Genomic DNA, 12,646 nt, shown 5'->3' with positions numbered 1-12,646 from the left:
AAGGGCAACGCCTACAGCTTCCAGTTGAGCCAGCCGTGCCCGGATCGCGACTACTGCGTGCAGTACGACGAAACCGACCTGCACTTCGTCCAGCGTCTGTGCGAAGAAGAAGGCATTCACTACCACTTCCAGCACAGCAAGAAAGGCCACCTGCTGGTGTTCGGCGATGACCAGACCGTGTTCCCGAACCTCGGCCAACCGACCGCGTATGTGCAGGGCAGCGGCATGGTCGCCGAAGAACCGGTGATCAAAGGCTTCAAGCTGCGTCTGGAAACCCGCACCAGCCGCACCACTCGCCGTGACTACGACTTCGAAAAACCACGCCTGCAAATGGAAGCGGCCTACAAACCGGACGGCGAGAGCACTGAACCGGATCTCGAAGACTACGACTACCCCGGCCGCTTCATCGACCGCGCGCGCGGCAAGTTCCTCAGCCAGCGCGCCCTCGAACGCCATCGCGCCGACTATCGCCAGGCCGAAGGTCGCGGCGACCAGACGAAACTGGTCAGCGGCCACTTCATGGAAATGTCCGACCACCCGCGCAGCGAGTGGAACGACCTGTGGCTGCTCACCGAAATTTTCCACGAAGGCAAACAGCCGCAAGTCCTCGAAGAGTCGGTGACCAGCGACACCACCGACAACAAGGACGACTTCCACCAGGGCTACCGCAACACCTTCCTCGCCACCCCGTGGGACGTGTTCTACCGCCCCGCGCTGGAGCACCCGAAACCCCGCGTGCTCGGCAGCCAGACCGCCATGGTCACCGGCCCCAAAGGTGAAGAAATCCACTGCGACCAGTACGGCCGCATCAAGGTGCAATTCCACTGGGACCGCGAAGGCCAGGCCGACGACAAAACCAGCTGCTGGCTGCGCGTCTCCAGCTCCTGGGCCGGCGACCGCTACGGCGCCATCTCCATCCCGCGCATCGGCATGGAAGTCCTCGTCACCTTTCTCGAAGGCGACCCCGACCAGCCCCTCGTCACCGGCTGCTTGTACCACAAGGAAAACCCGGTGCCGTACGCCCTGCCGGCGAACAAAACCCGCAGCGTCTTCAAAACCCTCAGCTCCCCGGGCGGCGGTGGCTACAACGAGCTGCGCATCGAAGACAAAAAAGGCGCCGAACAAATCTTCATCCACGCCCAGCGCGACTGGGATGAAAACGTTGAGCACGATCAGAAGATTCGGGTCGGCAATGAACGTCACGACACGGTGGTGAAGAACACCTACACCGAGCTCAAGGCTGAAGAGCACCGCACCACGATTTCCGACCGCAAAGTGGAAGTGAAAGCCAGCGATCACCTGACCGTTAACCAGGACCAGCACATCAAACTCGGCACCGCTCAGTTGACCAGCGCTGGCAAGGAAATCCACCTCAAGGCCGGGAACAAAATGGTCATCGAGGCCGGCAGCGAACTGACCCTCCAGGCGGGCGGCAGCTTCATCAAACTCGATGGCGGCGGCGTCACGGTGGTCGGGCCTGTGGTGAAGATCAACGCAGGTGGTTCGGCGGGAACGGGTTCCGGGATTGCGATCCTCATGCCGCTGTTGCCAATCCCCGCACCGTCAGCCAAGGCCGGCAATCTCATGGCGCCCGCACAACCGGGCGTATTGCCGACCAAACACGAGCCACGGGAATACTTCTTCGACATTACCCTGACCGATGTGCCCGGCGATGAAGGTTTCCCGCTGGCCCACACCCTGTGGCAGATCGTCCAGGACGGCGTGGATGAACCGTTGCTCGAAGGTCAGACCGACGAGAACGGACGCGTCAATATCGACGAACCGCAACGCCTGAAACTCTCAAAAGCTTATGCCGAAGCCGGCCCGTTGTGGCTGTGCTATCCGGGGCAACGCGTGCCCGTGGCCCTGCATGACGAACCGGCGGATGCGGACAAGGAGCGCTTCGCTCTCGCCGCCCTCGACTTTCATGACAGCACCCACCACCGCACCATCAACACCGCCAGCAACGAACGCAGCAAGCAGGACTTGCTCACCGACGGCGACTTGTACAGCCGCCTGCACAGCACGGACGAATGACCATGACGGATTCCGCTACCCCCTACAACGGCGTTCGCCACAAGGAAGTCAGCCAGATCAACACGGCCGCCGGCAAAGCGCTGCCCGCCGTCAACGCGCCGGACTTTTTCATACAGGACAAGTCCGCCTTCGCGCCAAAGCGCAGTGGCAACCAGGTACTTTTTTTCACCACCGGCGAGGATTACTACAAGGATCTGGCCAAGAAAATCGCCAAGGCCGAAACCTCGATTTTCATCACTGGCTGGCAGGTCAACTACGATGTGACCCTGGACGGCAAGCAGACCTTGTGGGAGTGCTTGTACAACTCCCTCCAGGCGCACCCGACACTGAAAGTGTTTGTCATGCCGTGGCTGAGCCCGGCGGCAAGCGTCGGCACTCATGACTTCGAAACCATGCTCGCGGTTTTCCAGCTCAACGCCGGCCTGAAAGTGCCGCGCGCCTTCTGCACCCCGGCCATCCAGCAAAGCGACATGAAGGGTCTGGGCTCGACATTTTCCCATCACCAAAAGTGCGTGGTGATCGACAACAAGATCGGCTATGTCGGCGGTATCGACCTGGCCTACGGTCGTCGGGATGACAACAACTTCAGCCTCAGCGCCGTCGACCGTCAGGGTAACGATGCGTATAACCCGGGGATTCCGCACCTGGGCTGGATGGACATGAACAAGCACGTCAGTCGAGCCGGCCTGCTGCTGGGCACGCTGTTCGACCTGTCCAAACCGCTGGCCGAAACGACCATCGGCACAGAAAACACCAACGTCAAACTGGCGTTGCCCCGTCGCGCCAGCGTGATCAACGCCATCGCGGCGATTCAGAACTTCTTCGCAAGTCCTCCACTACCCGTTCTGGACCGGGCAATGAAGGCCGGTAAAAGTCTGAAGGAGTCCGTGTCCTCCATCGATCCTTTGGCCAGGCCCAGGGAGTATCTGACCGACGCGGCCATCCGCAATATCACCGCGCTGATCAAACACAACTGGACGCGCCTGCCGCTTGCCGAACCGCTCAAGGGCCAGGCTCAAGTGTGGATTCGCGAAGTCGAAACCAGTGCCGGCAATTTGCAGGCTTCGCTGCGTCTGAAGAGTTACGAGCTGATCAACAACTGGACGAACTCGACCGATCTCGGCCGCCTTGTCGCGATGTTCTGCGACAAGGGTTACGACGCCATGCCCGCAGAGAAAATGGGCTGGCTGAACAACATCGGCCAATTGACCACTTCATTGCTCGGGCATTTTTACGCATTGCTGCAAGACCGCGTGGCCAATCACCGGGAGCCCTTCGAATATCTCAAACACCAACCGCAGCCACTGGCTTCGGCAGATTACAGCCGGCTGGACAAGGACCAGCCGCGCATGCCGTGGCAGGACGTTCATAGCCGCATCGAAGGGCCGTCGGTGTATGACCTGTCGCGCAACTTCATCGACCGCTGGAACGGCCAACAGGCTTACATCGCCGAGATCAAGAGCCTGGAAAAAACCACGGTCATCGTCGCCCTGATGGAGTGGGTCAATACCCTGGTCAGGGACGCCGGCCTGCCCCATCACCTGGATCTCAACAATCAGATCAACCTGAAGCTGCCCATGCCCAAACCGGTCTGGATCGATCAGGCACCGACCCTGCCGACACCGCCACAGACCGCGCAAGGCGGGGTCAGCGTGCAAGTGTTGCGCAGCGCTTCAGCCGCGATGACCACTCAGGAAGCCAAGGGGCGAAACCTGGCCAAGGTCAACCTGCCGCTGCCCGAGGGTTTCAACGTGGGCGGCGTCCAGGACAACTGCCTGCGCGCCATGCTGCAGACCATTTCCAGTGCCCAGCACTTCATCTACATCGAGAACCAGTTTTTCCAGACCGACTTCGGTGACGAGGCCGAACTGGCGGAAGGCCGGCCGCTGTCCGGCCCGATGGCCAGCCTGCGCGACCCGTCCACCTTGAACGAGAATTTCGTCGCCCGGATCAAACTGCGTGAAGCAATGGAAGACCAGGACTTCACCCAGATCGACTGGAAAGAAGTCAACGCCATCAGCAAGGAACCCGGCGAAGAGGCCCGCACCTTTCTCAAAAGTTTCCTCACGATCTGGCAGACCAACGCACAGGGCTGGCTGACGCAGAAACTGGGGAAAGAACAGAAACTCACCAACACCATCGGCAAGGCGCTGGCCGACCGCATCGGCCGGGCGATTGCCGAAAACCGTCCGTTCCACGTGTACCTGATTTTGCCGGTGCACCCGGAAGGCGCGCTGAATGTGCTGAACCTCATGCACCAGGTTCACCTGACCATGCAAAGTCTGGTGTTTGGCGAACAGAGTCTGGTCAAACGCATTCAACGGCACATGGCGATGAAGGACATGATGGATCGCGGGGCGAGCAAGGAAGAGGCCGGGAAGATTATTGAGCGATTGGACATTAACGAGGAGCCAGTCTACTCGCAGCAGGACTGGTCGAAATATTTGACCCTGCTGAACCTTCGGACCTGGGATACCCTCGATGATAGAGTCGTCACGGAGCAGATTTATGTACACAGCAAACTGTTGATTGCGGACGACAGGGTGGCGATTCTGGGCAGCGCCAATATCAACGACCGCAGCCAGTGCGGTACGCGCGATTCTGAGCTGGCGGTAATTATCCGGGACAGTGAATCAACTGACGCAAAACTGGACGGAAAACACACTCAAAAAGTTGGAAAAACCATCAATCAGCTACGTAAAGACCTGTGGAAAAAGCATTTCGGAATGAGCCAGACCAAAAAAGGCTCTGTGCCAGCTTATACAGGTTTGAAAGACTTGCTGGATGAGCCTGCGTCAGAAAACACGTGGAAGAAAATTCAGGAGCAAGCCACTAACAATTCGAAGGCCTATGAAAAGTCATTCAATTTCATTCCCCGGAATTTCAATCGCTCACAAGTGATCGAATCGTCCACTGCCAGCAAATTCAAGAACGGTTTTCCAGCCCCCATATGGCCTACCTGGACCTACCGCTCAACTCGCGATTTGAATCTTGGTGGTCAGATTTCAGATCCACTGCCCCATGAGCAAGGCTTTTGGGAAAGTAAAACCTTGGCTGGTGTAAAGACATATCCAGCACCTATCGGGGTTGAAGGGTTTATCACTGCTCTACCCATTTACTGGACCAAGGGCGAAAACAATGACTCGGGCTTGAACCTGACAATCATTGCTCACACCCAAGACAAAAAGAACGACGTGCAAATCGCAAGTGTGAGCGAGACGTCCCATCGAAATGAGCACAGTTCATGAAACGAATCATCTTCTCTTTTGCCAGCCTGCTGCTATGCAACCAATCAGCCCTTGCTGAGCCCGCCTTCAACGAATGCCTGGGACGCACCAGATTCGAGTCGCCAGAATCATTTGAATGGGCAACCTTCGCGGTTGAACGCAGCAAGATTGCATCAGCCGGAGGCCATGTTTTTTCGAAGAACGTTCACGCTGTTGGGGACTACGTCAGCTACAACTATGACGAAATGACGATCAGAGTCAGCGATGTCACTACACGCGAAAACTTTGATCGACAACGGAACGCAATCATTCACGAAACCGAAGCCTATAAGAAAATCCTTCAGGACGATCTCAAAACCAACAAGCGTCTGCTGGAAACGATCAAGCGAATGAAATACAGCGCCGACATCGTCAAAAACCACGAAAACGAAATCACCAAACTGGAAGACCAGATACGACAGACCAAAACCTATGAACACGACCTGGGCATCCCCGATTCCCACGTTCTGGGCAGCAAGGAAACGCCCTACGAATTCCTGCTCTGGCGCAACAACCGGGTGTTCTACTTCAACATGAACAAACCCGCCGAAAACTCCGCACAACGGATCAAGGACCTTGCCGCGCGCTTCGAAGCCCGCGACCTCTATGAAGTACCCGAAGGCCCCGGCGTCTGTATGCCTTACGGCTTTATCCATGACGACGGCAAAACCGGTTTCAGTGTCAAGAACAGCCTGCGCTTTACCAGCACTCCGAACGTGATCATGAGTTTGATCAATGCCTCGCAAAACGATCCGACCAAACCAACCCGTGGCACCTACGACACCGACTACCGCCCCGGCTACGACGCCGAAATCTGGAAAAAGTCGAAGATCATGGAGAAGTTCTACATCGGCGATCGCATGACCACCCTCGAAGGCTGGCGTCTTGACCCTCGTCCGGAAACCACCGAACAGGATCGCGCCTGGTTCGCCATCGCCCATGTTGGCGGTCTGGCGAGCCCGCTGATCGCAGCGCAGATGTTCACTTTCCAGAAAGGCACCGACGGCCTGAAAGATCTGGTGCCACCGCCCGAGGCGGTCGTACCGCGCTTTTTGAAGTTGACGCAAAGCATTCGCGAGCAGTGAAACGCTGTCACCGATCAGCCGAATCGGGAACTCAAGGTCGCGGCCCATGGACTGATGTGCAACGATGTTGCCCTGCATCACGCCATTGACCGCAAGACCAAGGACGTTTCATGACTGCCATCAACACCCCGCCGCCCCTTGCACCCGGACGTCTGCAACAGATGTCCACGCGCATCGCTTTTTTCATTGCCGGGCTCGGCATCGCCGCGTGGGCGCCGTTGGTGCCGTACGCCAAGGCGCGGGCCGGGCTCGATGAAGGCACGTTGGGGTTGTTGTTGCTGTGCCTGGGCGTTGGCTCGATTCTGGCGATGCCGCTGGCGGGGATTCTGGCCACGCGGTTTGGCTGCCGAAAGGTGGCCACCGGCGGCACGTTGCTGATCTGCGCAGCGTTGCCGTTGCTGGCGACGGTGTCGTCGATTCCGGCGCTGATCGCCACGTTGTTCATGTTCGGTGCCGGACTGGGCACGGTGGATTCGACGGTGAACCTGCAAGCGGTGATCGTCGAGCGGGCCAGCGGCAAGAACATGATGTCGGGGTTTCACGGCCTGTTCAGCCTCGGCGGGATCGTCGGCGCAGCGGGCGTGAGCGCCCTGCTCGGTCTCGGGTTGTCGCCACTGGCGGCGATGATGGTGGTGGTCGTGGTGCTGATCGCGGCGCTGTTCAAGGCGGTGCCGCACATGTTGCCTTACGGCAGTGAAAGTTCGGGCCCGGCATTCGCGGTGCCCCACGGGATTGTGCTGTTCATCGGCGGCATGTGCTTCATCGTGTTCCTCACCGAAGGCGCGGCGCTGGACTGGAGCGCGGTGTTCCTGGCGCAGGAACGCGGGATCGACACCGCCTATGCAGGGCTGGGTTACGCAGCGTTCGCATTGACCATGACGGCCGGCCGGCTGACCGGTGACCGGATCGTCCGCGCATTGGGTGCGACCCGGATCATTCTGTTTGGCGGTTTGCTGGCGGCGGCGGGGTTGTTTCTGGCGACCTTCGCTCCGAGCTGGCAAGCCGCGCTGCTCGGTTATGCGCTGGTCGGTGCCGGCTGTTCGAACATCGTGCCGGTGCTGTACACGGCGGTGGGCAAGCAGACGGTGATGCCGGAAGCCATCGCCGTGCCGGCAATCACCACGCTGGGTTATGCAGGGATTCTGGCGGGACCGGCGGTGATCGGGTTTGTCGCCCACGCCAGCAGTTTGAGTTTTGCCTTCGGGTTGATGGCGACGTTGCTGGTGGCGGTGGCGATTGGCGGGAAAGCGCTGAAGGTCTGAGCTGGATCGTTCCCACGTCGAGACGCGGGAACAATCAGTGCAGATCAGAAACCGACGCTGGCCTGCACGAAGAACGTCCGTGGCGTGCCCACGTAGATCCCCGAGTTGTTGTCGCTGGAGCGGGTGAAGTACTGCTTGTCGAAGATGTTTTTCACACCGGCGCCGAGCTTCAGGTTCGACAGCTGCGAACCGAAGTCATAGCCGCCGCGCACGTTCCAGGTCACGTAGCCCGGAATGTCGCCGTACTGCCCGTCCGCCGTGCCTTCGGTGATGTAGTTGCCGTTGAAGCTGCCGTCAGCATTTACACCGGTGCCCGGCGAGCGCTGTTTGGACTGGGCGAAACCGTCGATGTTGTAGGTCCAGCGGTTGATGTCGTAACGCAGGCCGACGGTCGCCACCTGACGCGAGTAGAACGGCAGATCGCGGCCCTTGAAGCCGGGGATCTCGCCTTCATAGGTCGCGCGGGTGTAAGTGAAACCGGCGTTGGCGGTCAGGCCGTCGAGGCGTGGATCGAGCGCCGCCATGTCGTAATGCACCGAAGCTTCGATGCCCTGGTGCTTGGTCGCACCGAGGTTGGTCCAGCCCACCTCGTTGCTGATGTATTGCAGTTCGTCATCAAAGTCGATGTAGAACAGCGTCACTTCACCGCCCCACACGTCATCGTTGTAGCGCGTGCCGATTTCGTAGGTCTTGGCTTTCTCCGGTTCCAGGCCATTGGCGGTCTGGTCACCCGAGCCGCCCTGGCCGAGCTGGAAGTATTGCAGGCTGCCGAACGACGTCTCGTAGTTGGCGAACAGCTTCCACGCATCGGACAGGTGGTACATCACGCTCAGGGCCGGCAGCGGCTCGTTGCTTTCGATGCTGCGGTTTTTCTCCGGCACGCGTTTGCCAGCGGTGTCGAGCACGGCGCGATCATGCCAGTCGGTGCTGATGTGTTCGAAGCGAATGCCCGGGGTCACGGTCCAGTTGCCGACGTCGATCTTGTTGTCGATGTAGACCGAGTTGGCCTCGGTGCCGCCGGTGCGATCCTGGAACACATGACCATCGGAGGTCTTGGTGACCACCGGCTCGTTGTTGACCAGCGCCAGGCGACTCGATTGCTCGTGCATCGCCTCTTTCAAATAACGGTAACCGACGCTGACTTCCTGAGTGGTCGGGCCGACGTCAAATACACGCGAAACACGCGGCTCGATGCCCAGCGTGTAGTAAGAACGCGGAAACGAGCTGAGGGTTTTCTGATCGCGGGCGGCAATGGTGCTGCCGCGAAAGCTGTCGGAATAGTAGGTCAGCACTTCCGCCTGGGTGCGCTCGTCGATCTGCCGGATCCACTTGAACGACACGTCCTTGCGGCGGCCGCTGAAGCCGTCGTAGTCGCGGTCGGACTGGAACGGTTTGTCGTCGTACTGCTTTTGCGTCAGGCCGCCGGGCATGTCTGCGCTGGCGTCGTAGTAGTGGAAGTTGAGGCTGAAATCGTCCTGATCGGTCGGCGCCCAGTGGGTCTTGAGGATCACGTCGTCGATGTCGTTGCCGTTGTTGCGCTCGCGGTAACCGTTGCCGTTCACGCCCGAGTACAACAGCGCCATGCCGATGCCGTTGTCGGCCGTGCCGCCGAGGAACGCGGTGTCGATGTGTTTCCAGCCACCGTGCTGCGAGGTTTCCAGGGTCGTGCCGATTTCACCGGTGGTTTTTTCCGGGATCGCGCGGGTCACGAAGTTGATCACGCCGCCGACGTTCTGCGGCCCGTAACGCACGGAGCCGGCACCACGAACCACATCGATGCTGTCGAGGTTGCCGGAAGAGATCGGCGCCATCGACAGTTGCGGCTGGCCATACGGGGCAAACGCGGCCGGCACGCCGTCGATCAATACGGTGGAGCGTGGCGACAGGCGCGACGTCAAACCCCGTACGCCGACGTTCAGCGAAATATCGCTGCCGCCGGTGCCGTTGGCTTCCTGCACCTGCACGCCCGGTACGCGTCGCAGCACGTCGCCGACGTTCATCGCGCCCTGCTCGACCATCGCTTCGCGGCGGATCACCGTGCGCGCGCCGGGGTGGTTCTGCACCACGGCGGCGTTGGCGTCGCCGAGCCAGTCGCCGACCACTTTGATGTCGGTCACGCCCAGTTCCAGCGGGCCGTTGGCGGCGGAAGTCGGGGCTGGGGACAAGGTCACCGAACCTTCATTGATCTGATAATCCAGACCGCTGCCTTGCAGCAATTGGCGCAAGGCCTGTTCCGGAGAAAGATTGCCGTCCACCGCCGGTGCCTGTTTGCCGGCGACCAGGTCCGGGCTGAAAAACACCTGCAATGAAGTTTGCTGACCCAGTTCGCTCAGGGCCTGGCCCAGCGGTTGTGCGCGGATGTGAATGGCTTCGGCGGCGAAGGCCATCGGCACGGCGGCGTTGACCGCCAGCGCAAGCGCCAGCGGCAACCAAGGGGATTTTTTGTTTTTGGCGGTGGAGTTTTTCACGTCGAACGGAGTCCTGTGGATCGCAAGAGTGTGCGGCTGTTAATGCAAACCAGTTGCAGTTGAACAGGAAGACGACGAACTCGAAAAAAACCTGAATTTTATTTTGAAATTATTTCCTGGCTGCCGTCGGCAAGGGTGCGCACGGCCACCGGAAGGATGCTCGGCAAGGCCTTGAGCAAGGCATCGGTGTTGTCGGACTTGAACACGCTGGTCAGACGCAAATTGGCCACCGCCGGGTTGGCGACTTTCAGCGGCTTGTCGCGATAACGCGACACTTCCTCGGCAACTTCGCTGAGGCTGGCGTTGTTGAACACCAGTTTGCCGCTGCGCCAGGCCGTCAGTTCCGCCGGGTTGACCGCATAGGCCGGCGCCACTTTGCCCTGGGCATCGATCCGTGTGCCGAGGCCGGCAGTGAGGCTGATGAAATCGGCATCGGTCGCATCACGGCCCTGCACTTTGACCGTGCCCTGCTCCACCGCGACCCGAGTCTGCGTCACATCGCGGCGCACATCGAAACGGGTGCCAGTCACCGTGACCTTGCCGCTGCCGGCCTCGACCACGAACGGGCGAGAAGTGTCGTGCTCGACGCTGAACATCGCTTCGCCTTCAGTCAGCTCGATGAGCCGTCGATCCTTCTCGAAACGCACCTGCAGACGGCTGCGGCTGTTGAGGTCGATCACCGAACCGTCCGGCAACGCGACATGCTTGCGCTCGCCCAGCGCGGTGGCGAATTCGGCGCTGTAACCCGCCGGATGATTCAAGCCACTGAACAGACCGAGCCCAAGCGCCACCGCGACCACGCTGGCCGCCACGGCATAACGCAATAACGGACGGCGTTCGCGCCGCGCCGGCGGGGTTTCGCACAAAGCTTTAAGCCGTGGCGCCGGCAGCAGATCCGCCGCCGTCCACAAGCCCTGCAGCAACTGGAATTCGTCACGGTGCTGGGGATGTTCGTTCAGCCACGCGTCGAAGCGCTGCTGTTCGTCGGCACTGACGGCCGGCTCCTGCAAACGCACAAACCAGCGTGCCGCGTCATCGCGCACCGTTGTTTGCCCGCACGCGCAATCACGAGTATCCATCATGGAATGTCCTGTTTGGCTGGGGATGAAAAGACGCCGCGGCTCATGATTGCGCCCCGTCCAGGCGATCACGCAGATGCCGCAGGGTGCGGATCATATACTTTTCCACCATGTTCTTGGACAAGCCCAGGCGTTCAGCGATTTCCGCCTGGGTCAGGCCTTCGATCTTCTGCCAGACGAAAATCCGTCGGCAGTTGACGGGAAGCTCCGTGAGCGCGCGTTCGATGGAATCGGCCAGCTGGATCGCATGCATGTAATGCTCCGGATCGCCGGTCGGCGACTCACTGAGATCGATCGCCTCCGACTCCATGGCGCCCCGCCGGTCCTCACGCCGATAGCCGTCCACCGCAATGTTGCGCGCGGTCTGGTGCAAATACGCCCGGGGTTGCTGCACCGCCGACGAATCGGATTCGAGCACCCGCACAAAGGTGTCGTGCGCAAGATCCTCGGCCTGCGCGCGATTGCGCAGGCGACGGGTCCAGGTGCCGATCAACTCTTCGTAATGCTCGAGAAAGCCGGGTCTGCGGGGCAGCATGGGGATCATTGCGGCGTGCTGAGGAAAGGGGCGTGAATAGTAATGCTTCCTATTAAGCCGAAGCAATGGATTCCTCGGGAATGCCGACCAAACTGTTTTTCCCCAATAATTCCAGTGCTCTAACCCGCGGCAATCTCTACCTTGCGCGAGCAGAACCACCCGTGCATCAAACCCGCCTGAAAGAACTGGACCGGCGTCTCGAACCCGGCCGACTCGATCAGACTGGCGATCTGCGGCGCTGGCAGAATCGCCACATCCCGGGAATAGGCCAACCGCGCTCGCTCGAGCATTTCCGCAGGCACCTGCGCCGATGCCATCAGCGTCATCCAGTGACGCAGCAATGCTTCATAGGCCGGTGATTCGGTGTCAGAGGCCAGATCAGCATTCGCCAGAACCCCGCCCGGCAGCAGACGACGAGCAATCTCACGGAAAAAGTCGATACGAACCTGAGGATCGAGCAAAAACTGCGACACAAGAAAACAGGTCGCGCCGTCGTAACCGGATTCATCCGTCAGTGTATCGAGGTAGCCTTCGTGAAACCGGCAACGGGAGAGAAAACCGCCCTCTGTCGCTCGCTGACGGCACACGTCGAGCATGGCACCCGAAGGGTCGACTGCGGTGAACTGCCAGCCGGGAAACTGCTGCGCCAGATGGGCCATTTCCACACCGGTGCCCACGCCGACGCAGAGTATCCGGGCATTCTCCGGCAGGCCCGCGAACACTGAATCCAGCAGCAGATACAGGGCATCACGAAGGGGCGCCATGCCGCTCCACTGTTTGTCATAGACAGCGGATTGCTGGTCGAACAGGGCCTTGAGTGCTTGATTGTCCATGGAAAACCTTCCTCTGCATCATGATCACGGTGAAGTTTCATTATCGCAGGGCTGTCAAGACCTCCCCGGTACAGCCTGAGA

8 protein-coding genes are annotated in these 12,646 nt (G+C 59.9%); 4 read left to right on the top strand and 4 right to left on the bottom strand.

The genetic code is table 11. From position 1 onward, the window contains the following. From tssI to M5G18_RS27370, 4 genes are all read left to right on the top strand, one after another. On the top strand, nt 1-2,037 hold a 2,037-nt coding region (gene tssI, locus M5G18_RS27385), incomplete at its 5' end, for a type VI secretion system tip protein TssI/VgrG (RefSeq protein WP_273900245.1). Between the two features lie 2 nt (nt 2,038-2,039). Further along, the gene (locus tag M5G18_RS27380) at nt 2,040-5,285 is read left to right on the top strand and encodes a phospholipase D-like domain-containing protein (protein ID WP_273900246.1); all 3,246 of its coding nucleotides are present in this window, start codon (nt 2,040-2,042) and stop codon (nt 5,283-5,285) included. 224 nt (nt 5,286-5,509) lie between these two features. After that, complete coding sequence (locus tag M5G18_RS27375) at nt 5,510-6,388, top strand: hypothetical protein (protein WP_273900247.1); 879 nt, start codon at nt 5,510-5,512, stop codon at nt 6,386-6,388. A gap of 110 nt (nt 6,389-6,498) precedes the next feature. After that, the gene (locus M5G18_RS27370) at nt 6,499-7,650 is read left to right on the top strand and encodes an MFS transporter (RefSeq protein WP_273900248.1); all 1,152 of its coding nucleotides are present in this window, start codon (nt 6,499-6,501) and stop codon (nt 7,648-7,650) included. Nucleotides 7,651-7,694: 44 nt separating this feature from the next. Here M5G18_RS27370 and M5G18_RS27365 read toward each other — a convergent pair whose 3' ends face one another. The 4 genes from M5G18_RS27365 to M5G18_RS27350 all read right to left on the bottom strand — a co-directional run bounded on the left by M5G18_RS27365 (nt 7,695) and on the right by M5G18_RS27350 (nt 12,565). After that, nucleotides 7,695-10,118, bottom strand: a complete 2,424-nt coding sequence (locus M5G18_RS27365; protein ID WP_273900249.1) for a TonB-dependent siderophore receptor — start codon at nt 10,116-10,118, stop codon at nt 7,695-7,697. Between the two features lie 98 nt (nt 10,119-10,216). After that, entirely contained in the window at nt 10,217-11,200 is a 984-nt protein-coding gene (locus M5G18_RS27360) for a FecR family protein (RefSeq protein WP_273900250.1), read from the bottom strand. A gap of 40 nt (nt 11,201-11,240) precedes the next feature. Continuing rightward, the gene (locus M5G18_RS27355; RefSeq protein ID WP_273900251.1) at nt 11,241-11,741 is read right to left on the bottom strand and encodes a sigma-70 family RNA polymerase sigma factor; all 501 of its coding nucleotides are present in this window, start codon (nt 11,739-11,741) and stop codon (nt 11,241-11,243) included. Between the two features lie 110 nt (nt 11,742-11,851). Beyond that, entirely contained in the window at nt 11,852-12,565 is a 714-nt protein-coding gene (locus M5G18_RS27350; RefSeq protein WP_273900252.1) for a class I SAM-dependent methyltransferase, read from the bottom strand. Nucleotides 12,566-12,646 lie beyond the last annotated feature (81 nt).

Origin of the sequence: Pseudomonas aphyarum, assembly GCF_028657055.1 — a bacterium.
In the GTDB taxonomy this organism is placed as follows: domain Bacteria; phylum Pseudomonadota; class Gammaproteobacteria; order Pseudomonadales; family Pseudomonadaceae; genus Aquipseudomonas; species Aquipseudomonas aphyarum.
This window is presented reverse-complemented; position numbering and strand designations above follow the sequence as displayed.

Excerpts from the sequence above, each read along its gene's own strand:
- M5G18_RS27380 (WP_273900246.1), top strand. The coding sequence starts at position 2,040 with ATGACGGATTCCGCTACCCCCTACAACGGCGTTCGCCACAAGGAAGTC.
- M5G18_RS27375 (WP_273900247.1), top strand. The coding sequence starts at position 5,510 with ATGACGATCAGAGTCAGCGATGTCACTACACGCGAAAACTTTGATCGA.
- M5G18_RS27370 (WP_273900248.1), top strand. The coding sequence starts at position 6,499 with ATGACTGCCATCAACACCCCGCCGCCCCTTGCACCCGGACGTCTGCAA.
- M5G18_RS27360 (WP_273900250.1), bottom strand. The coding sequence starts at position 11,200 with ATGATGGATACTCGTGATTGCGCGTGCGGGCAAACAACGGTGCGCGAT.
- M5G18_RS27355 (WP_273900251.1), bottom strand. The coding sequence starts at position 11,741 with ATGATCCCCATGCTGCCCCGCAGACCCGGCTTTCTCGAGCATTACGAA.
- M5G18_RS27350 (WP_273900252.1), bottom strand. The coding sequence starts at position 12,565 with ATGGACAATCAAGCACTCAAGGCCCTGTTCGACCAGCAATCCGCTGTC.